General features: G+C 67.8%; 27 protein-coding genes. 15 read left to right on the forward strand and 12 right to left on the reverse strand.

The window, feature by feature from the left end; translation table 11 throughout:
- Positions 1 to 18 precede the first annotated feature (18 nt).
- From ATO11_RS16500 to aat, 6 genes are read left to right on the forward strand one after another with little or no spacing between them, the layout of a single operon-like run.
- Positions 19 to 696: a haloacid dehalogenase type II gene (locus ATO11_RS16500; RefSeq protein ID WP_050532013.1), complete on the forward strand. Its 678-nt coding sequence runs from the start codon at positions 19 to 21 to the stop codon at positions 694 to 696.
- On the forward strand, positions 696 to 1,517 hold the full coding sequence (locus tag ATO11_RS16505; protein ID WP_050532014.1) for an alpha/beta fold hydrolase: 822 nt from the start codon (positions 696 to 698) through the stop codon (positions 1,515 to 1,517). Before ATO11_RS16500 ends, ATO11_RS16505 begins: the two co-directional genes overlap by 1 nt.
- Positions 1,514 to 2,497 (forward strand): threonine ammonia-lyase, encoded by a 984-nt coding sequence (locus ATO11_RS16510; protein ID WP_050532015.1) that lies wholly within the window; start codon positions 1,514 to 1,516, stop codon positions 2,495 to 2,497. The genes ATO11_RS16505 and ATO11_RS16510 overlap by 4 nt, the downstream gene beginning before the upstream one ends.
- Positions 2,494 to 3,687: an endonuclease/exonuclease/phosphatase family protein gene (locus tag ATO11_RS16515; RefSeq protein WP_050532016.1), complete on the forward strand. Its 1,194-nt coding sequence runs from the start codon at positions 2,494 to 2,496 to the stop codon at positions 3,685 to 3,687. Before ATO11_RS16510 ends, ATO11_RS16515 begins: the two co-directional genes overlap by 4 nt.
- A gap of 27 nt (positions 3,688 to 3,714) precedes the next feature.
- Positions 3,715 to 4,914 (forward strand): TCR/Tet family MFS transporter, encoded by a 1,200-nt coding sequence (locus ATO11_RS16520; RefSeq protein WP_110553736.1) that lies wholly within the window; start codon positions 3,715 to 3,717, stop codon positions 4,912 to 4,914.
- Between the two features lie 44 nt (positions 4,915 to 4,958).
- The gene (gene aat / locus ATO11_RS16525) at positions 4,959 to 5,606 is read left to right on the forward strand and encodes a leucyl/phenylalanyl-tRNA--protein transferase (RefSeq protein WP_050532017.1); all 648 of its coding nucleotides are present in this window, start codon (positions 4,959 to 4,961) and stop codon (positions 5,604 to 5,606) included.
- On the opposite strand, the gene ATO11_RS16530 is transcribed toward aat, so the two are convergent.
- From ATO11_RS16530 to ATO11_RS16555, 6 genes are all read right to left on the reverse strand, one after another.
- Positions 5,570 to 5,929: a DUF2155 domain-containing protein gene (locus ATO11_RS16530; protein WP_050532018.1), complete on the reverse strand. Its 360-nt coding sequence runs from the start codon at positions 5,927 to 5,929 to the stop codon at positions 5,570 to 5,572. The genes aat and ATO11_RS16530 overlap by 37 nt on opposite strands.
- Entirely contained in the window at positions 5,926 to 6,375 is a 450-nt protein-coding gene (gene mlaD, locus ATO11_RS16535; RefSeq protein ID WP_050532019.1) for an outer membrane lipid asymmetry maintenance protein MlaD, read from the reverse strand. Before mlaD ends, ATO11_RS16530 begins: the two co-directional genes overlap by 4 nt.
- Positions 6,375 to 6,758, reverse strand: a complete 384-nt coding sequence (locus tag ATO11_RS16540; RefSeq protein WP_050532020.1) for an NADH:ubiquinone oxidoreductase subunit NDUFA12 — start codon at positions 6,756 to 6,758, stop codon at positions 6,375 to 6,377. Before ATO11_RS16540 ends, mlaD begins: the two co-directional genes overlap by 1 nt.
- Positions 6,759 to 6,830: 72 nt before the next feature.
- Positions 6,831 to 7,196, reverse strand: coding sequence for a Rid family hydrolase (locus ATO11_RS16545; RefSeq protein ID WP_050532021.1), 366 nt, complete (start codon positions 7,194 to 7,196; stop codon positions 6,831 to 6,833).
- A 100-nt stretch (positions 7,197 to 7,296) separates the two neighbouring features.
- Complete coding sequence (clpX, locus tag ATO11_RS16550; RefSeq protein ID WP_050532022.1) at positions 7,297 to 8,559, reverse strand: ATP-dependent Clp protease ATP-binding subunit ClpX; 1,263 nt, start codon at positions 8,557 to 8,559, stop codon at positions 7,297 to 7,299.
- 146 nt (positions 8,560 to 8,705) lie between these two features.
- Positions 8,706 to 9,332 (reverse strand): ATP-dependent Clp protease proteolytic subunit, encoded by a 627-nt coding sequence (locus tag ATO11_RS16555; protein ID WP_050532104.1) that lies wholly within the window; start codon positions 9,330 to 9,332, stop codon positions 8,706 to 8,708.
- Between the two features lie 165 nt (positions 9,333 to 9,497).
- On the opposite strand from ATO11_RS16555, the gene ATO11_RS16560 reads away from it, so the two are divergent.
- Positions 9,498 to 10,709, forward strand: a complete 1,212-nt coding sequence (locus ATO11_RS16560) for an FAD-binding domain-containing protein (RefSeq protein ID WP_050532023.1) — start codon at positions 9,498 to 9,500, stop codon at positions 10,707 to 10,709.
- A gap of 97 nt (positions 10,710 to 10,806) precedes the next feature.
- Here the strand turns inward: ATO11_RS16560 and ATO11_RS16565 are convergent, their stop codons facing one another.
- A complete protein-coding gene (locus ATO11_RS16565) occupies positions 10,807 to 11,400 on the reverse strand; it encodes a riboflavin synthase (RefSeq protein WP_050532024.1) in 594 nt (197 codons plus the stop codon).
- 109 nt (positions 11,401 to 11,509) lie between these two features.
- Between ATO11_RS16565 and ATO11_RS16570 the strand changes: the two genes are divergently transcribed.
- From ATO11_RS16570 to ATO11_RS16580, 3 genes are all read left to right on the forward strand, one after another.
- Complete coding sequence (locus tag ATO11_RS16570) at positions 11,510 to 12,799, forward strand: capsule biosynthesis protein (protein ID WP_050532025.1); 1,290 nt, start codon at positions 11,510 to 11,512, stop codon at positions 12,797 to 12,799.
- Between the two features lie 228 nt (positions 12,800 to 13,027).
- The gene (locus ATO11_RS16575) at positions 13,028 to 14,188 is read left to right on the forward strand and encodes a polysaccharide biosynthesis/export family protein (protein ID WP_242601444.1); all 1,161 of its coding nucleotides are present in this window, start codon (positions 13,028 to 13,030) and stop codon (positions 14,186 to 14,188) included.
- A gap of 4 nt (positions 14,189 to 14,192) precedes the next feature.
- Positions 14,193 to 16,214: a capsular polysaccharide biosynthesis protein gene (locus ATO11_RS16580; RefSeq protein ID WP_050532026.1), complete on the forward strand. Its 2,022-nt coding sequence runs from the start codon at positions 14,193 to 14,195 to the stop codon at positions 16,212 to 16,214.
- Here ATO11_RS16580 and ribD read toward each other — a convergent pair.
- From ribD to ATO11_RS16595, 3 genes are all read right to left on the reverse strand, one after another.
- On the reverse strand, positions 16,211 to 17,308 hold the full coding sequence (gene ribD, locus ATO11_RS16585; RefSeq protein ID WP_050532027.1) for a bifunctional diaminohydroxyphosphoribosylaminopyrimidine deaminase/5-amino-6-(5-phosphoribosylamino)uracil reductase RibD: 1,098 nt from the start codon (positions 17,306 to 17,308) through the stop codon (positions 16,211 to 16,213). The two genes, ATO11_RS16580 and ribD, sit on opposite strands and share 4 nt — an antisense overlap.
- Positions 17,305 to 17,775, reverse strand: coding sequence for a transcriptional regulator NrdR (gene nrdR / locus ATO11_RS16590; protein WP_050532028.1), 471 nt, complete (start codon positions 17,773 to 17,775; stop codon positions 17,305 to 17,307). Before nrdR ends, ribD begins: the two co-directional genes overlap by 4 nt.
- A 112-nt stretch (positions 17,776 to 17,887) precedes the next feature.
- The gene (locus ATO11_RS16595; protein ID WP_050532029.1) at positions 17,888 to 18,319 is read right to left on the reverse strand and encodes a secondary thiamine-phosphate synthase enzyme YjbQ; all 432 of its coding nucleotides are present in this window, start codon (positions 18,317 to 18,319) and stop codon (positions 17,888 to 17,890) included.
- Positions 18,320 to 18,394: 75 nt separating this feature from the next.
- Here ATO11_RS16595 and ATO11_RS16600 point away from each other — a divergent pair, with 75 nt between their 5' ends.
- Together ATO11_RS16600 and ATO11_RS16605 are read left to right on the forward strand one after the other, a co-directional pair.
- A complete protein-coding gene (locus ATO11_RS16600) occupies positions 18,395 to 19,168 on the forward strand; it encodes a family 16 glycosylhydrolase (RefSeq protein ID WP_050532030.1) in 774 nt (257 codons plus the stop codon).
- Between the two features lie 45 nt (positions 19,169 to 19,213).
- Positions 19,214 to 20,029: a hypothetical protein gene (locus ATO11_RS16605; protein ID WP_050532031.1), complete on the forward strand. Its 816-nt coding sequence runs from the start codon at positions 19,214 to 19,216 to the stop codon at positions 20,027 to 20,029.
- Between the two features lie 9 nt (positions 20,030 to 20,038).
- Here ATO11_RS16605 and ATO11_RS16610 read toward each other — a convergent pair whose 3' ends face one another.
- Positions 20,039 to 20,569: an SRPBCC family protein gene (locus tag ATO11_RS16610; RefSeq protein WP_050532106.1), complete on the reverse strand. Its 531-nt coding sequence runs from the start codon at positions 20,567 to 20,569 to the stop codon at positions 20,039 to 20,041.
- Positions 20,570 to 20,691: 122 nt separating this feature from the next.
- Here ATO11_RS16610 and ATO11_RS16615 point away from each other — a divergent pair, with 122 nt between their 5' ends.
- Together ATO11_RS16615 and ATO11_RS16620 are read left to right on the forward strand one after the other, a co-directional pair.
- Positions 20,692 to 21,363, forward strand: coding sequence for an SDR family oxidoreductase (locus tag ATO11_RS16615; protein WP_050532032.1), 672 nt, complete (start codon positions 20,692 to 20,694; stop codon positions 21,361 to 21,363).
- A gap of 10 nt (positions 21,364 to 21,373) precedes the next feature.
- Positions 21,374 to 21,565: a hypothetical protein gene (locus tag ATO11_RS16620; protein ID WP_050532033.1), complete on the forward strand. Its 192-nt coding sequence runs from the start codon at positions 21,374 to 21,376 to the stop codon at positions 21,563 to 21,565.
- Between the two features lie 24 nt (positions 21,566 to 21,589).
- On the opposite strand, the gene ATO11_RS16625 is transcribed toward ATO11_RS16620, so the two are convergent.
- Entirely contained in the window at positions 21,590 to 21,877 is a 288-nt protein-coding gene (locus ATO11_RS16625; protein WP_050532107.1) for an HlyU family transcriptional regulator, read from the reverse strand.
- 335 nt (positions 21,878 to 22,212) lie between these two features.
- On the opposite strand from ATO11_RS16625, the gene ATO11_RS16630 reads away from it, so the two are divergent.
- Positions 22,213 to 22,533 (forward strand): hypothetical protein, encoded by a 321-nt coding sequence (locus tag ATO11_RS16630; RefSeq protein ID WP_134643145.1) that lies wholly within the window; start codon positions 22,213 to 22,215, stop codon positions 22,531 to 22,533.
- Positions 22,534 to 22,563: the final 30 nt, after the last annotated feature.

Raw genomic sequence — 22,563 nt, forward strand, 5'->3', positions numbered from 1 at the left:
CGCTGAAGGCCACGCCCCATGCCCATCACCACCGCCGTTTTCGACGCCTATGGCACGCTCTTCGACGTGGCCGCCGCCGCCCGCGAAGCCGCCGCCGAACCGGGGCGCGAGGCCTTTGCCACCCACTGGCCCGCCGTCGCCCGCGACTGGCGCCTGAAGCAACTGCAATACACGTGGCTCCGCGCCATCGAAGGCGCGCATTGCGACTTCTGGCAGGTCACGCAGGACGGGCTCGACTGGGCGCTCGACGCCTCGAACCTCGCCGACCCCGAGCTGCGCGAACGCCTGCTGGCGCTCTACTGGGAGCTTTCGGCCTACCCGGAGGTTCCCGCCATGCTCGCCACGCTCAAACAGCGCGGGCTGAACACCGCGATCCTGTCCAACGGCTCACCCGACATGCTGGCAGGCGCGGTCGACAGCGCCGGGATCGGCGAGATGCTGGACGACGTCCTCAGCGTCGAATCCGTCGGCATCTTCAAACCCGCCCCCGCCGTCTACGACCTTGTCGGCAAGCGGTTCGGATGCGCGAAGGACGAGGTGCTCTTCGTCTCCTCCAACGGCTGGGACGCCGCCGCCGCTTCGCGCTATGGCTTCACCACCGCATGGGTCAACCGCGCGGGCGAGCCGGTAGACCGCCTGCCCGGCCAGCCGCACCACGTCCTGACCGACCTCACCACCATCCCGGACCTCGCCTGATGCCACGCTTCAACACCTCCGACGGCCTGTCGCTGCACTACGATGACGACGGCGCGGGCCTCCCGGTCCTCTGCCTCTCGGGCCTCACCCGCGACGGGCGCGATTTCGACTATGTCGCGCCGCACCTGACGGATGTCCGCCTGATCCGCATGGATTATCGCGGGCGGGGCCGGTCGGATTTCGGCGACTGGCGCGACTATACCCTGCAACGCGAGGGCACCGACGCGCTGGAACTGCTCGACCACCTGGGGATTGAGAAAGCGGCGATCCTCGGCACCTCGCGCGGCGGGCTGATCGCCATGGGCCTCGCCGCCACCGTGCCGCAGCGCCTGCTGGGCGTCGCCCTGAACGACATCGGCCCGGAACTCGACCCCAAGGGCCTCACCAACATCATGGGCTACCTTGGCCGCGCGCCCGTCTGGAAAACCTACGAGGAAGCCGCCAAGCACCGCCCGCACGTCATGCCCGGTTTCGCCAACGTGCCGCCGGAACGCTGGCGCGCGGAGGTCGAGAAATTCTATGTCGAAACGCCCACCGGCCTCACGATCACCTATGACCCGCACCTGCGCGACGCCGTCGAACAGGCGGGCGCGACCGCCGTGCCGGATCTCTGGCCGTTCTTCGACGCGCTGAAACCCCTGCCCACCGCCGCCCTGCGCGGAGCCAATTCCGACCTTCTGAGCGCCGACACCTTCGCCAAAATGCAGGACCGCCACCCCGCCATGCACGCCGCCACAGTGGCGGACCGGGGGCACGTGCCGTTCCTCGACGAACCAGAAAGCCTCGAAACCCTCCACGCCTGGATCGGAGCGATGCGATGAATATCGACATGATCCGCGCCGCCGCCGGGCGGCTCGACGGCCATGCCCGGCGCACGCCGATGCTCACCTCGCCCTTCCTTGACGAGATCGCCGGGCGGCGGGTGCTGGTGAAACCGGAATGCCTGCAACATACCGGCAGCTTCAAATATCGCGGCGGGCGCAACGCCGTGGCCGCACTTGACGACGCGACACGCGCGCGCGGCGTGCTGGCCTTTTCCAGCGGCAACCACGCGCAGGGCGTGGCACTGGCGGCGCGCGAACACGGGGTGCCAGCCGTCATCATCATGCCCGCCGACGCGCCCGCGCTGAAGATCGCCAACACCCGCGCCCTTGGGGCCGAGGTCGTGCTTTACGACCGCGCGGGTGGGGAAAGCCGCGAGGCGGTGGGCGACAAACTCGAATCCGAACGCGGCCTCACCCTGATCCGCCCCTATGACGAACCGCAAGTCATCGCGGGCCAAGGCACCACGGGGCTGGAGATCGCCGCACAGGCCGCTGAACTGGGCGTGACAGAGGCCGACGTGCTGGTCTGCTGCGGCGGCGGCGGCCTGACCTCGGGCATCGCGCTCGCGCTTGAGGCCGAGGCCCCCGGCCTCCGCGTCCGCCCCATCGAACCGGAAGGGTTCGACGACGTGATCCGCTCACAGACGGCGGGCTCGATCCAGACGAACACCGCCGTCGCGGGCAATGTCTGCGACGCGATCCTCACGCCCGCGCCCGGCAACCACACATGGCCCATCATCCAGCGCCTCTGCGGCCCCGGCATCGCCGTGACCGAGGGCGAGGCGCTGGCGGCCGTCTTCCACGCCGCCGAGCGCCTGAAAGTGACAGCAGAACCCGGCGGGGCGGTTGCCTTGGCCGCCGCCCTGTTCCATGCCTCGGATATCGACGGCGACGCCGTGGTCGTCACGATCTCGGGCGGCAACATCGACGCCGCCATGCTCGCCCGCGCGCTGGCCACCGAAGGACACCCGCAATGACCCGCTTCACCATCGCCAGTTTCAACGTCAAGAACCTGATCGGGCCGGACAAGGAATACTACCAGTTCCAGTCCTACACGCCCGAGGAATACGCGTGGAAAAAGGCATGGCTCGCCGACCAGGTCGTGACGCTCGACGCCGACGTGATCGGGTTCCAGGAGATATTCGAGGAAGACGCCCTGCGCGATGTCGTGACCGAGGCCGACCGCCGCGGATCCGCCGCCAACGACGCCAACCTGCCCGGCGACGACAAGGCCTATCGCAAGAAGGCGATCTTTCGCAAACTGGCCTATGACGGGTACGACGACGCCTCCATCGCGTTTGCGCCCAACGTCAATGACGGCGAACCGGGCCAGCGGCGTCCGGGCCTCGCCATCCTGTCGCGCCACGGCTTTGCCGAACCGCCCGAGGTCATCCAGGTCCTCGACCCACCGCTGACGATCCCGTTCCAGCCGCTGGGCGGCGGCGCGGAATCCGGCAGCTTCACCGTGTCACGGCTGTCGCGTCCGATTCTCAAGGCACGGGTGCGGGCCGGGAAGCATTCGGTCACCGTCTTCAACTGCCACCTGAAATCGAAACTGGGTGAATACCGCAAACCGCCGGGCGCCCCCTACCCGTCCGAGGCCGACCTGACGCGCTACGATCCGGTGGGCCGTGCGCAGGGCGCTCTCAGGGCCGCGTTGCGGCGCATGGCCGAGGCGTGGGTCCTGCGGCGCGAAATCGTGGCCGAGTTGCGCGCGGGCCGCAGCGTGATCGCGCTGGGGGACTTCAACGATGGCGAACACGCCGTCAGTTCCGAAATCATCTCGGGCGAGGTGCCATTCAAGAACTATGCCTGGATGCTGCGCCACGACGCCAAGGGCTATAACGACCGCTATTCCAAGGAAGAGCACGAACAGATCACCCGCGATATCGAGCAAGTGCGCCTGCATTCGGCCGAACACCTCTTCGTCAAGAAATCGGCGCGCGACATGGTCTATACATCCGCCTTCGGCGGGGTTTATGAATCGATAGACCAGATTTATTTGTCACGGCATTTCACGCCCGACGCACCCGATCCACGGGGCGAAATGGAGTATTTCAGCGTGTTGAACGATCATTTGACCGATGGCGCCCACCCCGAGGCGCCGTATAACAAGCTCGCCTCGGACCATGGACAGATCATGGCGCATCTGAACCTTTTCGACTGACACACCCGACCGACTGCCGACCGACCCGTGAACCTGACCGTCGTTTTCCTGCTGGTTACCGTGATGATCGATGCCATGGGCATCGGGCTGATCATCCCGGTCATGCCCGACCTCATCCGCGAGGTGCAGGGCCCATCGCTGGCCAACGCGGCGCTGTGGGGCGGCGTGATGTCGACCGTCTTCGCGGTGATGCAGTTCCTGTTCGGCCCGATCCTCGGCTCGCTCAGCGACCAGTACGGGCGGCGGCGTATCCTCCTGATATCGCTCAGCTTCATGGTGCTCGACTACCTGCTGATGGCGGTCGCGGGCACGATCTGGCTGTTGCTTCTGGGCCGGGTGATCGGCGGGATCACGGCGGCGACGCAGGCCACGGCGTCCGCCTGCATGGCCGACATCTCGAAACCCGAGGACAAGGCCAAGAATTTCGGCCTGATCGGGGCCGGGTTCGGGGCGGGGTTCGTGCTTGGCCCGCTGGTCGGCGGGTTGCTGGGCGAGTTCGGCACCCGCGCGCCCTTCTATGCCGCCGCGATGCTGGCGGCGCTGAACCTCGCGCTGGGATATCTGGTGCTGCGCGAGACGGTGAAGCCGGAGAACCGCCGCAAATTCGATTGGTCCCGCGCGAACCCGTTCGGCGCGGCGCGGTCGGTGTCGGCCCTGCCGGGGGCGGGGCGGCTTCTGATCGTGTTCCTGTTCTTCCAGCTTGCCTTCGTCGTCTACCCGGCGGTGTGGTCCTATTATGCCGTCGAACGCTTTGGCTGGGCTCCGGGCACGATCGGGCTGTCGCTGGCGCTGTTCGGCATTTCCTTCGGGATCGTGCAGGGCGCGCTGATCGGCCCGATCATCAAGCGGTTCGGCGAACGCAAGACGGTGCTGGGCGGGCTGATCTTCGACGTCGCGGCCTTCGTCACGATCGGGTTCATATCGTCCGGCACGGTGGCGCTGATCCTCGTGCCGATCACGTCGCTGTCGGCGGTGGTGGTACCGGCGCTGCAGGGCATCCTGTCGAAACAGGTGGGCGACGACGCGCAGGGCGAATTGCAGGGCGTGCTGACCTCGGCCTCGGCCATGGCGGCGATCATCTCTCCGCTGCTGATGACCTCGGCCTTCGCCTCCTTCACGCGCGAGGGCGCACCGATCTACCTGCCGGGCGCGCCCTTCTTCCTCGCCGCGGTGCTTGCAGCGGTGGCACTCTGGGTGTTCGTGGCGTGGCGGGCGCAGGATTCCTGATGCCCCGCCTCGCGCCGCGCCGACACTTCCGCTAGGCTGGGCCCATGTCCGACCGCGCGCCACCCCTGACCCCGGACCTGCTGATGCACGCCTACGCCGCGGGCGTCTTCCCCATGGCCGAGACGCGCGGCGCGAACGAGATCTTCTGGGTCGACCCGCGCAAGCGCGGCATCATGCCCCTGCGCCGCTTCCACATCTCCCGCAGCCTCGCCCGCCGGATGCGCCGGGGCGGGTTCGACGTGACCATCAACGCCGCCTTCGAAGACGTCGTCGCGGGCTGTGCCGACCGGGAAGAGACGTGGATCAACGACGACATCGCCCGCGTCTACACCGACCTGCACCACATGGGCTATGCCCACTCGGTCGAGGTCTGGCAGGACGGGATGCTGTCGGGCGGGGTCTACGGCGTGGCGGTGGGCGCGGCGTTCTGCGCCGAAAGCATGTTCTCCCGCCGCACCGATGCGTCCAAGATCGCGCTCGCCTTCCTGGTCGACCGGCTGATCCGCGCCGGGTTCACCCTGTGCGACACGCAGTTTCTGACGGATCACCTCGCCTCCCTCGGCGGGATCGAGATCGACCGCGCGGATTACAAGGCGCGCCTGCGGCGGGCGCTGGTGCTGCATCCGGATTTCACCGCCCCGGACCCGGCGACCGCTCAGGACGTGGTGCAGCGCAACACCCACACGTCGTAACGCGCGTGGTCCATGGCGTTCAGCGCCGGGCTCGACGCGATCATCCAGCCCTCGAACACATCGCCTTCATGCCCGACCTCTCGCACGGTGAGGAAGGCGAAGGCATCGCCCGACCTGTTGCCCTTGGGGTACCGGCATTCGCGCACGCCGATGGTCAGGCGCCCCAGCCGTTCGGCCCCGCCGACCGCGATCTGCACGTCGGTGACCCGGCCCGTCACCTTGTCGAGCCCGCGCAGGATCACGCCCGTCCCGTTCGACGTGGCGACCTGCGCCGCGGCGGGCGCGGCGGACAGCGCGACGGCCATCAGGGCCGCGCGGATCATTGCCCTTCTTTCCCGGTGACGAAGCGCAGGAGCAGCGAGATCAGGCTGACCGCGCCCTGCGTGTCGAGGATCTCGGCCCCCGGATCGAAGGTGAAGGGCGACCCGCCGGGATCGATCTCGACAAAGGTTCCGCCCAGGAGGCCCTCGCTTGCGATCACGGCGGCGCTGTCATCGGGGATCAGGATGCCGTCGCGGATCGCCAGCACCATGTCGGCGCGGTAGGTTTCCTGGTTCAGGCGCACGTCGCTGACGGTGCCGATCTTGACGCCTGCCAGCCGTATGTCGGTGCCGACGCTCACGCCTTCGAGCGAGCGGAACGAGGCGTTCAGCGCATAGCTGCCGCCGCCGGTGCGCGCGCCGGTGGCCTGCGCCGTGTAGACGACGAATCCAACCGCCGCCGCCAGAACGACGGCCCCAACGAGGATTTCGGTGCGGGAGCCCGCCATTACTCGGGCGTCCACGCCTCGTAATCACGGCGCGGCGCCGGGTCGGCGCGGCGGATCGACCCGGCAGGGGCATAAGCCTGCGCGGTGCCGGTCAGGTTCTCGTGATGCGGCTTTTCCCACGCCTTGTGCGGCAGCGGGCGTTCGGTCGGCGGTGCGTCATAGGTGTGGTGCAGCCAGCCGTGCCAGTCGGGATCGATGCGGCTCGCCTCGGCCTCGCCGTTATACATCACCCAGCGGCGCTTGCCGTCGCGGGTCTGGTAGAAGACGTTGCCCTGCGCATCCTCGCCCACCTTCACGCCCTTGCGCGCGGTGTAGATCGACGTGCCCAGCGTCGACCCGTTCCACCAGGTCACGGCGCGCAGAAGCGTGTTCAGAATGCCCATCGGATCACCTCGTCTGTGGTTGAGGCCGGTATCGCCCATTCCGCAGGCGGGGTCCAGTGGTCAGGTGCGCGATCAGCCGTCGCCCGCCAGGGCGGTCACCTCGATCTCGATCCGGTATTTCGGGTCGATCAGGTTGCATTCGATCATCGTCGCCGCCGGCGGGTTGGCCCCGAAGGTCGCCGACAGGATCGGGAAACAGGGTTCGAATTCGTGCCGGTCGGGCAGCATGTAGGTCACGCGCACCACCCGGTCCCAGCCCGACCCGGCCTTTTCCAGCGCCGCGCCGATCACCTCCAGCGCGCTGCGGCACTGGTCGGTCACGGTGTCGCCCTGCCCGACCGTGCCCGCGACATGCACGAAGCCGCCCGCGACCACGGCGCGGCAATAGCCGACCTTCGCCTCGAAATCGCCGCCCGACGAAATGCGCGTGATGCTCATTGGGAAGTCCTTGCTTGCAGGGGGGTCGGCTGGCAAGCAGCCGACCTACATCCGTGCGGCGCCGTAGGTCGGCTGATCCTCAGCCGACCCCGTTTCAGGGTCAGCCCGCGGTGGCCGATTCCTTGGCGTCGGCGTGGATCATCAGCGGTGCCGCGTCGGCGGTGACCGCCTCCTCGTTCACTACCACCTCGGTCACGCTGTCCATGCCCGGCAGGTCGAACATCGTGTCGAGCAGGATATCCTCGAGGATCGACCGCAGGCCGCGCGCACCGGTCTTGCGCTCGATCGCGCGCTTGGCGATCGCGCTCAGCGCCTCGTCGGTGAAGGTCAGGTCGGTATCTTCCAGCTCGAACAGGCGCTGGTACTGCTTGACCAGCGCGTTCTTGGGCTGGGTCAGGATCGTGACCAGCGCATCCTCGTCGAGGTCTTCCAGCGTCGCCAGCACCGGCAGGCGGCCGACGAATTCCGGGATCAGGCCGAATTTCAGCAGGTCCTCGGGTTCGAGGTCCTTAAAGATCTCGCCCACGCCGCGCTCGTCATCGTCCCGCACGTCGGCGCCGAACCCCATGGCCGACCCCTTGCCGCGCTGCGCGATGATCTTGTCGAGCCCCGCGAAGGCGCCGCCGCAGATGAACAGGATATTGGTCGTGTCGACCTGCAGGAATTCCTGCTGCGGATGCTTGCGCCCGCCTTGCGGCGGGACCGAGGCGACCGTGCCTTCCATCAGCTTCAGCAGCGCCTGCTGCACGCCCTCGCCCGACACGTCCCGCGTGATCGAGGGGTTTTCGGACTTGCGCGTGATCTTGTCGACCTCGTCGATATAGACGATGCCGCGCTGCGCGCGTTCGACGTTGTATTCGGACGCCTGCAACAGCTTGAGGATGATGTTCTCCACATCCTCGCCCACGTAACCGGCCTCGGTCAGCGTGGTCGCGTCCGCCATGGTGAAAGGCACGTCGAGGATGCGCGCCAGCGTCTGCGCCAGCAGCGTCTTGCCGCAGCCGGTGGGGCCGATCAGCAGGATGTTCGATTTCGCCAGTTCGATGTCGCCCGATTTCTGGGCGTGGTTGAGGCGCTTGTAGTGGTTGTGCACCGCCACCGACAGGACCCGCTTGGCCAATGCCTGGCCGATCACGTAGTCGTCGAGGACTTCGCAGATCTCCTTGGGCGTCGGCACCCCTTCGGAGGACTTCAGGCCACCGGCCTTCGTTTCCTCGCGGATGATGTCCATGCACAGCTCGACACATTCGTCGCAGATGAACACGGTGGGTCCCGCAATCAGCTTGCGGACCTCGTGCTGCGATTTCCCGCAGAAGCTGCAATAAAGGGTGTTCTTGCTGTCGCCGCCCGAATTTGTCGCCATGGTGAACCTATCCGCCCGTCAGCCGTCCGCCAACTTTGCCTGCTTGCTATGCATCAGTGTTAGAGCGCAGCTTAGGTCGTTCACCTGCACTCCACAACGTCAAAATGCCGTTAACAGGGCCACCGCACGTGGCCCCGCCTATCCCGTCAGCTTTCGTCGCCCTTGGCGCGATTCTCGACGATTTCGTCGATCAGGCCCCATTCCTTGGCCTCTTCGGGTGACATGAAGTAATCGCGCTCCAGCGCGTTCTCCACGTTTTCAAGCGTTTGACCCGTGTGCTTGACGTAAATCTCGTTCAGGCGGCGCTTCAGTTTCAGCGTCTCTTCGGCGTGGATCATGATGTCGGTCGCGGTGCCCTGGTAGCCACCGGACGGCTGGTGCACCATCACCCGGCTGTTCGGCAGCGAGAACCGCATGCCCGGCGACCCGGCGGCCAGCAGCAGCGACCCCATCGAGGCCGCCTGCCCGATCACCAGCGTCGACACCTTGGGTTTGATGTATTGCATCGTGTCATAGATCGACAGGCCCGACGTCACCACGCCACCGGGCGAGTTGATGTACATCGAGATCTCTTTCGACGGGTTCTCCGCCTCGAGGTGCAGAAGCTGCGCCACCATCAGCGACGACATGCCGTCATGCACTGGGCCCGACAGGAACACGATCCGCTCCTTCAGCAGGCGCGAGAAGATGTCATAGGCGCGTTCGCCCCGGCTCGTCTGCTCGACCACCATCGGGACAAGCGTGTTCATGTATGTGTCTATCGGGTCCCGCATCCTGCCTGCCTTCATGTCCATGCCCCGGTGCGTCGCGGCACCGCTGGGAGAGTCTTAGTCTTGCGATACGGGACCTTCAAGGGACGCCGCCGCGACGACAGGCAGCATCGTCATTATGGGTAAACCAAAAGTTGAAGCCCCCACGCCTGGCGCTATACCCGGAGGATGACGTTTACCGCTTCCCGCGCCGCCGGTCTCGACCGCCTCGCCGACTTCGTTCCGCGCTCCGGCGCCTATGCCGGCCTGCGCAATTACGACCTTCCGGACCACCCCCACGTGTCCCGCCTGTCACCGTGGCTGCGCCACCGGCTGGTGACCGAGGAAGAGGTGCTCACCACCGTGCTCGACCGCTACGCGCGCAGTACCGTGGACAAGTTTGTGCAGGAAGTCGTCTGGCGCACTTACTGGAAAGGCTGGCTGGAACAGCGCCCGTCGGTCTGGACGAAGTATAACGCGGGCCTGCGCGGCGCGTGGGACCGGGTGCAGACCTCTTCCGGCCTCCGCGACGAATGGGAGGCCGCCTGCCGGGGCGACACCGGCATCGCCTGCTTCGACCACTGGGCGCGGGAGCTGGCCGACACCGGGTACCTGCACAACCACGCGCGGATGTGGTTCGCCTCCATCTGGATCTTCACCCTGCGCCTGCCGTGGGAACTGGGTGCCGATTTCTTCCTGCGCCACCTGCTTGACGGTGACCCGGCTTCGAACACGCTGGGCTGGCGCTGGGTGGGCGGGTTGCAGACGCGGGGCAAGACCTACCTCGCCCGCGCCTCGAACATCGCGCGTTATACCGAGGGGCGGTTCAACCCGGCTGGCCAACTGGCACAAGACGCAGCCCCGCTCGACGGGCCGGAGAACCCGCCGCGCCAGCCCATCGCGCCCTCGGGCGTGGTGCGCCCCGGCCTGCGCACGGGCGTGCTTCTGACCTACGAGGATTGCACGCCGACCCACGTGGCCGAGGCCGTGACCGATCCCGCCGCCTTCGCCCGGATCGAACCGGACAGCACCACCGCGGTCCTGCACATCTCTCCGGCCGTGCAGGCCTTCCGGACCGGGGCCTTGGACGACGCGGTGTCCCGCTGGCCCGGTGGGCCCGCCTTCTCGCCGCTCGTCACCGCCGCCGAGCTGGTCGCATGGGCCACCGAATCGGGCTTGCGGCAGGTCGTGACCGCCACGGTGCCCGTGGGCCCGATGGCCGACCTGCTGGCCGAGGCCCGCCCGATGCTCGACCGCCACGACATCGCGCTGGTGGAGTTGCGCCGCGACTATGACAGCCTCGCATGGCCATGGGCCACGGCGGGGTTCTTCAAGTTCCGCGAACGCATCCCGCAACTGCTCGACACGCTGGACATGCGGCAGATGTCACTGTCTCTCTGACGACCGACGGCACCGCGCGCTGCGGTTACCGAAAGGTGACCGCCCCACGGCCGCCGGGGCACCGTTCTTTACGAAATTTTATAGGGTAACCCGTGGGTTACCCTGCCTCGGCCAGCCGTGCGACGTAGCGCGCCAGCGTGTCGATTTCGAGGTTCACCTGGTCCCCGACCCTGGCCTCGCCCCACGTGGTGACGGCCTTGGTGTGGGGGATGAAGTTGATGCCGAACCGGCGCCCCTCCACCTCGTTCACCGTCAGCGACGTGCCGTTCAGCGCGACCGACCCCTTGGGCGCGATGAACCGCGCCAGCGCCTCGGGCGCTTCCAGCACGACGCGGGTGCTGTCGCCCTCGTCATGCATCTCGACAATCGGGGCCACGCCATCGACATGGCCCGACACGATGTGACCGCCCAACTCGTCGCCCACCTTCAGCGCGCGTTCGAGGTTGATGCGCCGCCCGGCCTCCCACGCGTTGTGGCCGATATTGGTCATCGCCACGGTTTCGGCCGAGATGTCCACGTCGAACCAGTCGGGGCCAAGATCCACCACCGTCAGGCACACGCCGTCGCAGGCGATCGAGGCGCCGATGTCGATCGTCGCGGTGTCGTACCCGGTGCCGATCCGCGCGCGCAAATCGCCCCGCGCCTCGACATGCCGAACCTCGCCCATATCGGTGATGATCCCAGTGAACATCTGTCGCTCCCTTGACGCCTGCGGGGAAAGGCACGGTGAAGAATGCCTTAATTTCGCCTTGTCTCCGGGCTACACCCGGTGACAACACCTTATGGGGTAACGCTGCGCCATGAGCAACGCCACCAACAGTCGCGTCTTTCTGTTCCTTCAGGGACCGCACGGCCCGTTCTTTCACAGGCTGGGACGGATGCTGCGCAAGGCGCGGGCCGAGGTCTGGCGCGTGGGGTTCAACGCGGGCGACCGCGCCTTCTGGTTCCACCCCCGGTCCTACATCCCCTACACAGGCGCGCTGGCCGACTGGCCCGAGGCGTTTCGCGCGCTCGTCGCCGAAAAGGGCGTCACCGACATCGTGCTTTACGGCGACACCCGCCCCGTGCATGCCGAGGCGGTGACCATAGCCCGCGGGCTTGGCCTGACGGTGCATGTCTTCGAAGAAGGCTACATGCGGCCCTACTGGGTGACCTATGAACGCGGCGGGTCGAACGGCAATTCGCGCCTGATGGAGATGTCGGTCCCCGCCATGCAGGAGGCGCTGAAACTCAGCGACATGGAAGCGCCCCTGCCCCCCGGCCACTGGGGCGACATGCGCCAGCACGTCTTCTATGGCGCGCTCTACCACTTCTTCGTGCTGTTCCGGAACGGTCAGTACCGCAACCTGCGCTCGCACCGCGCGATCCCGGTGAGCAAGGAATTCCGGCTGTACGTTCAACGACTTCTGCTGATGCCGCTGCTGGCGGTCGACCGCTGGATCGCGACGCTGCGCATCCGCTACGGCGGGTTTCCGTATCACCTGACGCTTCTGCAACTGGAACATGACAGCAGCTTCCAGATGCATTCGCCGTTCGGCACGATGGCCGACTTCCTCGAACTGGTGATCGACGGCTTTGCCGATGGCGCTCCCGGCCACCACCACCTTGTCATCAAGGCGCATCCGCTCGAAGACGGGCGCGTGCCCGTGCGCCGCACCCTGCGCCGTCTGGCGCGCGACCGCGGGATCAGCGACCGGGTGCATTTCGTGCGCGGCGGCAAGCTTGCGGCGCTTTTGAACGACGCGCGCACCGCCGTCACCGTGAACTCGACCGCCGGGCAGCAGGTCCTGTGGCGCGGCATCCCGCTGAAAGTGTTCGGCGACGCGGTCTATTCCAAGCCGGAATTCGTGTCGGACCAGGCGCTGGGAGAGTTCTTTGCCCAGCCCTCGCGCCCCGACAACCGCGCCTACAAGGATTACCGCCGCTACCTGCTGGAAACCTCGCAACTGCCCGGCGGGTTCTATTCCGCGCGCGGACGGCGGCAGCTTCTGCGGCAGGTGGTCGACATGATGCTGTCGGGCGAAGACCCCTATGACGCGCTGAAATCCGGCACCGCGGCCCCCCGCCACCAGTTGCGGCTGGTCAACTGACCCCCTGACCTTCGGGAACCACAGTGCCGGGGTGCCATCCCCCGCACCTTGCGTCCTCGTGTCGCGCAACCACAACCTCTGGACATGGTGCGCCGTCACCGCGTCCCGCCTGCAACACTTCCGGCGCCTCCCCGCCGCCCATCCGGCCCCGCCACTGGATTTTTTCGGGGGATTCAGGCAGGTTGCCGAAAAAAGTTGAGGCAGAAAATCAGGTCGAGGAGACCGGCAGTGACTTCCAGACCCACACGTCTGGCGCGTTCCATCGCGCTGTTGGCGGCTGTTGCCGTCGTTGCATCCTGTGGCCTTCCGCGGTCCGGACCGAACAAGCGAGAGATCTTCGCAGGCTCGGTCCAGCGTCAGGGCGACGCCTTCGTCATCTCGGTCAACGACCGCGTGACCCGCGCCACCGCCGTCACCCCGGCGCTTGGCTTTTCCGAGAAATTCAAGAATGCAGGCGTGCTCGGGTCCGACACGATCCGCCCCGGCGACATCCTTGGCCTGACCATCTGGGAGAACGTCGATGACGGGCTTCTGGCGGGCGAGGCTTCGAACTCCACAATCCTCGAAGAGGTGCAGGTCGACGGATCGGGCTTCATCTTCGTGCCCTATGCAGGCCGGATCAAGGCGGCGGGCAACACGCCCGAGGCCGTGCGCCGCGTCATCACCCGCAAGCTCGAAGACCAGACGCCGGACCCGCAGGTACAGGTGCGCCGCGTCGCGGGCGACGGATCAACCGTCAGCCTTGTCGGCGGCATCGGCGGCCAGGGCGTCTACGCCATCGAACGCCCCACCCGCACGCTGTCGGCCATGATCGCGCGCGCGGGCGGAATCTCGATCCCGCCCGAGATCGCGCAGATCACCGTGATCCGCGGCAACCACCGCGAGAAGATCTGGTTCGAGGACCTCTACGAACACCCGAAATTCGACATCCCGCTGCGCGGCGGCGACCGCATCCTCGTCGAGGAAGACACGCGCGCCTTCACCACGCTGGGATCGACCGGCACGCAGGCCCGCGTCCCGTTCGAGACGCAGACCCTGTCGGCGGTCGAGGCCATCGCGCAGGTGGGCGGCCTTCTGCCCGCCGCGTCCGACCCGACCGGCGTGTTCGTCTTCCGCAACGAGGCGCCCGAAGTCGCCAACCAGGTGCTGGGCCGCGGCGACCTGCAGGGCGCGCAGCGCATGATCTACGTGCTGGACCTGACCAAGCCGAACGGCCTGTTCCTGGCCCGCGACTTCCTGATCCGCGACGGCGACACCGTCTACGTGACCGAGGCACCGTTCTCGCAATTCTCCAAGGTGATCTCGGCCGTGACCGGCACGCTTGGCTCGGTCGGCACCACGCTCAGCACGGTCGACACGCTCTCCGGGGGCGGAACCGACGGCGGCTGACGGCGTGACCGGCACCCCGACACACGGACCCGCCGCCGCCGCGCGGCGGGTCTTTGCATTCAACGGCGGCTTTTTCACGCAATCCCACGTCCGGCGGATCATGGCACTGGCGGGCTACCCCGTGCGCGCCGGGCTGCCGGGGCCCGAAGACCTCGTGGCGATCTGGGGCAATTCACCCACCGCGCACCGGGGCCGTGCCGTGGCCGCGAAGCGGGGCGCAGGCCTGTTGCGGGTGGAGGATGCCTTCCTGCGGTCGGTGCATCCGGGGCGCGACGGCGCGCCGCCCCTCGGCCTGATGATCGACCGCAACGGCGTGCATTTCGACCCTTCTGTCCCGTCCGAGCTTGAAACCCTGCTCGCCACCCATCCGCTGGACGATACCGGCCTTCTGAACCGCGCGCGGGACGGGATCGCGCGGCTGCGCGAGCTGTCGCTCAGCAAATACAACGCCTTCGACCCCACGGCACCCGTGCCTGATCCGGGCTACGTGCTGGTGGTGGACCAGACGCGCGGCGATGCCTCGGTCACCGCCAGCGGCGCCGACGTGGCGCGGTTCCGCGAGATGCTGGTCTTCGCGCAGGAAGAGCATCCCGGCGCGCGGGTCCTGATCAAGACGCATCCCGAAACCGCGGGCGGCCACCGGGCGGGATATTTCGATGCCGATGACGAATCCGACCGCGTGTCGCTTTTTGCCGATCCGGTCTGCCCCCATGCCCTGCTCGACGGGGCCATCGGCGTCTACACCGTGTCCTCGCAACTGGGGTTCGAGGCGATCCTCGCCGGTCACCGCCCCCGCATCTTCGGCCAGCCCTTCTATGCCGGGTGGGGCCTGACGGCGGACGAAGCCCCCGTGGCCCGCCGCCAGCGCAACCTGACACGCGCGCAGCTGTTCGCCGCCGCGATGATCCTCGCGCCCACGTGGTACGACCCGTTCCGCGACCGCCTGTGCACCTTCGAGACGGCGGTGGATATCCTCGCCGCCGAAGTGCGCCGCTGGCGGGAGGACAACGCGGGCTGGGTCGCCTCGGGCATGCGGTTGTGGAAACGGCGGCCCCTGCAGAAGGTGTTCGGGCAGGACCGCGCGATGATCTTCGACGACAGCGCCGACGCCCCGGCGCGCGCGGGGCGCGAGGGACGGCGGCACATGGTCTGGGCCTCTGCCGGGGAGGCGGGCAGCGCCGTGCGGGTCGAGGACGGGTTCCTGCGCTCGCGCGGGCTGGGCGCCGAACTGGTCCCGCCCCTGTCGCTCGTCGCGGATGACCTCGGCATCTATTACGACCCGTCCCGCCCCTCGCGGCTGGAACACTGGATCGCGGCGCGCGCAACCCTGCGCGACGACCAGCGCGCGCGGGCCGAGGCGCTGGTGAAGGCGATCGTCGCGGGGGGCCTCAGCAAGTACAACCTCGACCGCGCCACGCCCGACCTGCCCGAGGGGCTCCGCGTGCTGGTGCCGGGGCAGGTGGAGGACGATGCCTCGATCCTGAAGGGCGCGGACGCGGTGCGCACCAATCTCGACCTCTTGCGCGCGGCGCGGGCTGCGCGGCCCGACGCGGTGATCCTCTACAAGCCGCACCCGGACGTGGAGGCGGGCTTGCGCCCCGGTGCCATCGCCCCCGCCGACCTGGAGGGGCTGGCCGATGCGGTGCTGACGCGCTCCGACCCGGTCGCCGCGCTGGCCGAGGTGCAGGAGGTCTGGACCATGACCTCGCTGCTGGGGTTCGAGGCGCTTCTGCGCGGTGTCGCGGTCACGACGCTCGGTGCGCCGTTCTACGCGGGCTGGGGGCTGACCGAGGATCGCGGAACGGTGCCGCCCCGGCGGGCTGCGCAGGTCTCACTTGCAGGCCTCGTCCATGCCACGCTGATCGACTACCCGCGCTACCACGATCCGGTCACAGGCAAGGCCTGCCCGGTGGAGGTGGTGGTGGAGCGGTTGTCGCATGGCCGCGTGCCCCGTCCGGGGCTGGGGCTGCGGCTGCTGGCCAAGGCGCAGGGCGCGGCGGCGAGCTACGCGCATCTGTGGCGCTAGGCGGGCGCGGTCCAGACCTGCATCACGTCCGCCCCGACCCGCCGCTGTTCGCGCAGGTTGAAACGCGGGGCGTCGGCCAGTGCCTCCACCCCCAAGGCGCCCAGCGCAGGGCGGCCTTCGGCCCCCAGCGCCATCCCGGCGCTGAAGACGACGAGCCGGTCCACCAGTCCCGCCGACAGGAGCGAGGCCGCAAGGTCCCCGCCCCCTTCGCAGAACACCCGCGTCAGGCCGCGATCGCCCAGCGCGCGCAGGGCCTCGCCCATGTCGATGTGCCGCCCCTTGAGCCCGCAATCCACCAGTTCGGCCCCAAGCACGCGCCATGCCTCGCGCCGGTCACCCGGCGCGTCCGGCCCGTGCAACAGCCAGACGGGGATGTCGCGCGCGGTGCGCGCCAGCACGCTGTCGGTGGGCAGGTCCAGCTTGCGCGAGGCGACAAGGCGCACCGGTTGCGGCATCGCGCCAAGCCCGCGCACGTTGAGGGAGGGATCGTCGGCGCGCGCCGTTCCGCCGCCCACCAGCACCGCGTCATGGGTGGCGCGCATCAGGTGGACCTGCGCCCGCGCCTCGGGCCCGGTGATCCACTGGCTTTCGCCCGTCGCGGTGGCGATCCGGCCATCGAGGGTCTGGGCCAGTTTCAGGGTCACCATCGGACGGCCCTGCCCGACGCGGAGGAAAAAGCCCGCGTGATCCTCTGCCGCCTGATCGGTGCAAAGCCCGGTCACGACCTCCACCCCCGCCCCGCGCAACCGGGCAAAGCCCGCACCGTTCACGCGAGGGTCACCATCGGTCAAGGGAGCAACCACCCGCGTGATCCCCGCCGCGACCAGCGCGTCGGCGCAGGGCGGGGTCTGGCCGTGATGCGCGCAGGGTTCGAGCGAGACGTAAGCCGTGGCACCGCGCGCGGCCTTCCCGGCCTGCGCCAGCGCCTGCGGTTCGGCATGGGGACGCCCGCCCGGCGCGGTCACGCCGCGCCCGACGATCCGGCCATCCCTGACGATGACGCAGCCCACCGAGGGGTTCGGCCATGTCCGGCCAAGGCCGCGCCGGCCAAGCGCCAGCGCGAGGGACAGAAAGCGGGTGTCGGCCGCGCTCACTCCTCGGACGGGGCCGCGTCGGGGCGCAACTCACTGACGAACTTGTCGAAATCGTCCGCCGCCTGGAAGTTCTTGTAGACGCTGGCGAACCGAACATAGGCGACCGTGTCGATCCGGGCGAGCGCCTCCATCACGATCTCGCCGATGGTCTTGGACGGGATGTCCGTCTCTCCCATCGATTCAAGGCGCCGCACGATGCCGGAGATCATCTGGTCGACGCGTTCCGGTTCGATGGGTCGTTTCTGCAGCGCGATGCGGATGGAGCGTTCGAGCTTGTCGCGGTCGAAATCCTCGCGCCGCCCGTTGGACTTGATCACCACGAGGTCGCGCAGCTGCACGCGTTCATAGGTGGTGAACCGCCCGCCGCAGGCCGGGCAGAACCGCCGCCGCCGGATCGAGACGTGATCTTCGGCCGGACGCGAATCCTTCACCTGCGTGTCGATGTTTCCGCAAAATGGGCACCGCATGGCCCGCCCCCTTCATGCTGATCTGCCTTAGGCGTGGGTTGATCCCACTTATCCACAGGCACTATAGGCGCACCGCAACACTTTGGGTAGCCCCCAAAATCTGGGTGGCGCGTCAGGGTGACAGGTGCAGGGCGATCTTGCGGTGATGCGGGGCGTCGCGGTGTTCGAACAGGTAGATGCCCTGCCACGTCCCCAGCACCATCCGGCCTGCGCGCACCGGGATCGACAGCGATACCGGCAGGACAGAGGCCTTGATATGCGCCGGCATGTCGTCGGGCCCTTCATAGGTGTGCCGCAAATAGGACAGCGACGGATCGGTCGACGGCGGCACGAAGCGGTTGAGCCATGCCAGCAGGTCGCGCTGCACCTGCGGATCGGCGTTTTCCTGGATCAGGAGCGAACAGGAGGTATGCCGCACGAACAGCGTCAACAGCCCATCGGCCCCCGCGGGCAGGCAAGCCGCGATCTGGCCGGTGACCTCGGTCAGGCCCGGCCCCTGCGTGGCGACCCCGATCTCGACTTGCGTTAACCCTGTTTCCGACATGCGCTCGCCCTCCCTGCCCTGCCTCTTTAACCTCGATTTTCATCGAATACGTTTCAAATCGCGTGGGGGCACGCAATGCGACTGGATCGAGCAGGCCGCGCGGCGGCGGTGCTGATCGCGTGGGCAGGTGGCGCGATGGCCGAGGACGGGGCGGGTTTCATCGACAGGTTCAAGGAGGCCGGTGCCGCGTGGCACGTGGCCGAGTACGATTTCGACCACCCGATGTTCGACACCGACTGGCAGAAGGCGCAGGCCGTGTTCGGCGACGGGCTGACGCTGGCGCTGGCCCCGCGCACGAACGGGCTGAACCGGTTCGCGGGCGCGTCGGTCCGGCGCGAGACGCCGACGCGATACGGCCGGTACGAGGCGGTGATCCGGCCCGCCCGCGGACCCGGCGTCGTGACCGGGTTCTTCACCTATACCGGCCCGCATTACGGCACCCGCCATGACGAGATCGATATCGAGTTCCTGGGCCGCGACACGACGGTGATGAACATCGCGTGGTTCGTCGATGGCCGGATGACCGACCTGCGCGTGCCGCTGGGGTTCGACGCGGCGGACAGGCCGCGCCGCTATGCGTTCGAGTGGTGGCCCGACCGCCTGCGCTGGTTCGCGGGCGACCGGATGATCCACGAACACCTCGCCACCAACGGCGCGATCCCGACGGTGCCGGGACGGCTGTTCGCGAATATCTGGGCGGCGGACCCGTCGCTGGCGGGCTGGGCGGGCCGCGCCGCGCCCGGAACGCGCGCCGATGCGCGGGTGCTGGAGGTCCGCTTCACGCCCCTGGGCCTGCCCGGCGCACCCCCCGCGCCACGAAAACACCCGGATTTCATAACCCCGCCTTAACGCGCGTGCGCCAAGGTGGCGGCACCGAACTTGTGGGGACAACTCATGCACCGGCTGCACATCCTGCTGCTGGCCGCGTCGCTTTTGGCCGGACCGGTCGCGGCGCAGCAATCCGCGGCATCGAACAACCTCTGGCTCATGTGGGAGCAGATTCCCGCCACCGATCCGCTGTGCATCGGGGCCGAGGAATGTGCGCCCAAAAGACGACTGCGCAGCCACTTCATGATGAACGTGCCGACCCCCGACGCGGCATCGCTGTTCGAGCGGCTGGAACCAAGCGCGCGGTATTTCGGCAGCGCCAACCTTGAACACGAGGCTTTGCCGATCTGCCTTGACGGCCCAGACGAACCGGGCGTCATCCCCGATTACACCACCATGGAATACGCCGAGAAGATCGACACCCTGCGCGGGCTGACCGGCGTCTTCGCCGACCTGCGCGGCGCGCGGGGCCCCGCGACGTTCAAGGGCAATTTCGGCGGGGAGGCGCATACCTTCCTGGTCGAGGCGATGGCGCAGGCGGGGATACCGATGGTCGCCAAGGACGACCTTGACCAGGTGCCCGGCCGCCCGACGCTGAGCCTGCGCTACAGCCCCGAAGTCTATGGCTGCAGGCCGTGGTCGGTATCGCTGAGCCTGAAGCAGGACATGGCGCTGACCCGCGACCTGACGCTGATGCTGTCGGGCACGACGTGGTCGGCCTTTGCCGGGCAAAGCGAGGCGGATGCCGATTTCTCCCCCCGCGACGCGATGCAGACCGTCATCACGGCCTTCATCGACGCCTGGCAGAAAGCCAACCGGATCGAGCCGCCCGCCGCGACGGACGAGGCGCAGGTCACGCCGGCCGCCGCGGATGGCGGGTGACGCCCGGCCCTAGCCTTCGACCAGCGCCTTGAGGTTGGCCAGCCCGCGTTCGTAATCCGCCCCGACCCAGCGATCCATCATCAGGCCCATCCAGCGCCCGACGGGATTGCCGCCCATGTCGGTTTCCAGCGTCCACGTCACCTCTGTCGCGCCACCGGCATCGACCAGCAGGAAGGCCGCGTTGGCTGTGCCCATGTCTCCGAAATCGAGCGCGGTTTCGACGCGTTCATTCTCGGTCGACGCGGTGATGACCTGGCTGCCCACCCCCACCTGCGGGTTGTCCGACGCCCATTCGAGCCGCGCCCCGGTGCCCGCATCCGGCCCGGAATAGACGAGCTTCGTCGCGGGGTCGCGGGACAGCCATGGCGACCACGCCTCGGTCGCCTTCATCGAGTTCACATGCGGGAAGACGTCCTCGGGCGGGGCGTTGATGGTGATGCTGCGCGCCACGGTCACCTCGCGCGGCAGGATCATCCCGATGACGACGAACAGGATGGCCAGGATCAGCAGGACGGCCAGAACCCACTTGACGATACGCATCTTCATATCCCTCCACGGTTCCGCCCCGATCCTAGCATGAAATCGCGGATTTTGCGCGCCGGGCGTGAAACCTTCGGCGGCTGGCGCGTTACCCCTGCAACCCACGCGAAAGGAATTTACCGATGGCAAAGACCCTTTTCATCACCGGCACCTCCAGCGGGATCGGCGCGGAAACGGCCCGCGCGGCGGTCAAGGCCGGCTGGAATGTCGGCCTGTTCGCCCGGTCCGAAGACAAGCTGAATGACCTTGCAGGCGAGTTGGGTGACGCGGCCCTCGCCCTGCCGGGCGACGCCACCGACCTTGAAGAACAGCGCGCCGCGATCGGGAAACTGGTGGAAAAGTTCGGCGCGCTCGACGCGGCCTTCGCCAATGCCGGGACCGGCCTGTCGGTCGCGGGCACCGAAAAGGGCGATCCCGAGGAATGGGAAAAGCTGGTGCGGATCAACATCCTCGGCCTGATGTGGACGGTGAAGGCGGCGATGCCGCAGCTGAAGGCCAATACCGGCCACCTTGTCCTGACCGGGTCGGCGGCGGGCCGCGTGCATCTGGCCGGGTCGGTCTACGGCGCGTCGAAATGGTTCGTGCACGGCTATGGCGGCAACCTCGCCGCCGAGATGAAGGAATGGGGCGGGCGCTGCACGGTGATCGCTCCCGGCATGGTCGACACGCCGTTCTTCGACGAGGGCAAGCCCGACAAGCTGAAGCCCGAGGATATCGCCAGCGCCGTCGTCTACGCGCTGGATGCCCCCGACCGCGCGACCGTGCGCGAGATGTTCATCATGCCCACGCATTGAGGAGATCACGATGACCGACGATACCCAGCCCACCGGCCCCGGCACCACCACCGATCCCAACCAGGCCGACCGCACCGGCACCCCGCGCCCCGACCCGCACGCGAATGTGCCCGAAACATCGGACGACGCGCCGTCCTCCGGGCAGCATCCCGGCTCGGGCCCCGGCACCACGTCGGACCCGAACCAGGCGGACCGGACCTGACCTGACACCGATGGTGGCGGCGGGTCAGCGGAAAATCGCGTCGCCCTGCTGGTCGATCAGCTGCCTGGCTTTCAGCACCGTCGTCGCCCGCGCCTCGTCCATGCTGGAAATCACGTCGGCGCGGATCATCTGGTGCGCCCGCGTCTCGCCCTCCACGTCCCGTTCGATCCGGGCCGAAACCCGGAACCCGCCGGAGGTGGAGGCAGGCTCGGCATAGATGCGGTAACCTTCGTACTCTTCGAACGAGGCAGGCTCTGCCGCGCCGTCCTTCGCGCCGCCACCGCCGCCAAAAAGTCTTGAGAGTATGGACATCGTTCCCGCCATCTGTCGTGCGACCCGAGTGTACCCGGCCAAAGCGACCGGGCAAGCCCCTCGCTGATCCCCTGCCGCGCCACCCCTGACCCGACCGTTTCGTGCACCGCCGCCGGGCGGCTGGCGGTCGCGCGGCAAGTGCCTTGAACGCGCCTGTCATAAATCCGTTACGCAACCGTCACAAAACTGTTTTCAGCATGCCATAGCTTTTTACGTAAGGCGCATCATTGGACCGAGGACCGCAATTACGCGGCTCCGAAGACGCTCCCCAAGAACGCCACCCTGAAGTGCAACCGGTATCGAGCAGCGAACTGGAACCGCGGAAAGGGGAAACGATGTTCGATACTAGTTCGCATTCCCGCAACGCGCTCATGCTGGTGACGACCGCCGGGGATCTTGCGCGGGCGGGTGGGTTGCTGAAAACCAAGGGCGGGGTGGCCTGTGTCGCGCCGCTGCACAAGTTCCTGAAGATCAGGGAATGTCCGGTGGCCGTGTTCGGGGCGGACAACGCCGCAAGATACGTCGTTGCCGCGCTGCTGCGGTGCGACAGCCGGCTCGAGATGATCGGGGAGATGACCTGGATCGAGGTCAGCCGGTACTCGGCGCGCGACGGGTTGTTCTGGGTTCGTCCCGCCACGAACCGGATGGCGGCCTAGGCGACAGCATTCTGCCGCCTGAGCCATCGG

Source organism: Pseudaestuariivita atlantica, from assembly GCF_001205715.1.
In the GTDB taxonomy this organism is placed as follows: Bacteria; Pseudomonadota; Alphaproteobacteria; order Rhodobacterales; family Rhodobacteraceae; genus Pseudaestuariivita; species Pseudaestuariivita atlantica.

What these genes read in the sequence shown, in the direction of transcription:
- ATO11_RS16500 (WP_050532013.1), top strand. Translation starts at nt 19, where the DNA reads ATGCCCATCACCACCGCCGTTTTCGACGCCTATGGCACGCTCTTCGAC.
- ATO11_RS16560 (WP_050532023.1), top strand. Translation starts at nt 9,498, where the DNA reads ATGACGTTTACCGCTTCCCGCGCCGCCGGTCTCGACCGCCTCGCCGAC.
- ATO11_RS16505 (WP_050532014.1), top strand. Translation starts at nt 696, where the DNA reads ATGCCACGCTTCAACACCTCCGACGGCCTGTCGCTGCACTACGATGAC.
- ATO11_RS16625 (WP_050532107.1), bottom strand. Translation starts at nt 21,877, where the DNA reads ATGTCCATACTCTCAAGACTTTTTGGCGGCGGTGGCGGCGCGAAGGAC.
- clpX (WP_050532022.1), bottom strand. Translation starts at nt 8,559, where the DNA reads ATGGCGACAAATTCGGGCGGCGACAGCAAGAACACCCTTTATTGCAGC.
- aat (WP_050532017.1), top strand. Translation starts at nt 4,959, where the DNA reads ATGTCCGACCGCGCGCCACCCCTGACCCCGGACCTGCTGATGCACGCC.
- ATO11_RS16605 (WP_050532031.1), top strand. Translation starts at nt 19,214, where the DNA reads ATGCACCGGCTGCACATCCTGCTGCTGGCCGCGTCGCTTTTGGCCGGA.
- ATO11_RS16600 (WP_050532030.1), top strand. Translation starts at nt 18,395, where the DNA reads ATGCGACTGGATCGAGCAGGCCGCGCGGCGGCGGTGCTGATCGCGTGG.
- ATO11_RS16615 (WP_050532032.1), top strand. Translation starts at nt 20,692, where the DNA reads ATGGCAAAGACCCTTTTCATCACCGGCACCTCCAGCGGGATCGGCGCG.
- ATO11_RS16540 (WP_050532020.1), bottom strand. Translation starts at nt 6,758, where the DNA reads ATGGGCATTCTGAACACGCTTCTGCGCGCCGTGACCTGGTGGAACGGG.
- ATO11_RS16595 (WP_050532029.1), bottom strand. Translation starts at nt 18,319, where the DNA reads ATGTCGGAAACAGGGTTAACGCAAGTCGAGATCGGGGTCGCCACGCAG.
- mlaD (WP_050532019.1), bottom strand. Translation starts at nt 6,375, where the DNA reads ATGGCGGGCTCCCGCACCGAAATCCTCGTTGGGGCCGTCGTTCTGGCG.
- ATO11_RS16555 (WP_050532104.1), bottom strand. Translation starts at nt 9,332, where the DNA reads ATGCGGGACCCGATAGACACATACATGAACACGCTTGTCCCGATGGTG.
- ATO11_RS16620 (WP_050532033.1), top strand. Translation starts at nt 21,374, where the DNA reads ATGACCGACGATACCCAGCCCACCGGCCCCGGCACCACCACCGATCCC.
- ATO11_RS16570 (WP_050532025.1), top strand. Translation starts at nt 11,510, where the DNA reads ATGAGCAACGCCACCAACAGTCGCGTCTTTCTGTTCCTTCAGGGACCG.
- ATO11_RS16510 (WP_050532015.1), top strand. Translation starts at nt 1,514, where the DNA reads ATGAATATCGACATGATCCGCGCCGCCGCCGGGCGGCTCGACGGCCAT.
- ATO11_RS16630 (WP_134643145.1), top strand. Translation starts at nt 22,213, where the DNA reads ATGTTCGATACTAGTTCGCATTCCCGCAACGCGCTCATGCTGGTGACG.
- nrdR (WP_050532028.1), bottom strand. Translation starts at nt 17,775, where the DNA reads ATGCGGTGCCCATTTTGCGGAAACATCGACACGCAGGTGAAGGATTCG.
- ATO11_RS16530 (WP_050532018.1), bottom strand. Translation starts at nt 5,929, where the DNA reads ATGATCCGCGCGGCCCTGATGGCCGTCGCGCTGTCCGCCGCGCCCGCC.
- ATO11_RS16565 (WP_050532024.1), bottom strand. Translation starts at nt 11,400, where the DNA reads ATGTTCACTGGGATCATCACCGATATGGGCGAGGTTCGGCATGTCGAG.
- ATO11_RS16515 (WP_050532016.1), top strand. Translation starts at nt 2,494, where the DNA reads ATGACCCGCTTCACCATCGCCAGTTTCAACGTCAAGAACCTGATCGGG.
- ATO11_RS16610 (WP_050532106.1), bottom strand. Translation starts at nt 20,569, where the DNA reads ATGCGTATCGTCAAGTGGGTTCTGGCCGTCCTGCTGATCCTGGCCATC.
- ATO11_RS16545 (WP_050532021.1), bottom strand. Translation starts at nt 7,196, where the DNA reads ATGAGCATCACGCGCATTTCGTCGGGCGGCGATTTCGAGGCGAAGGTC.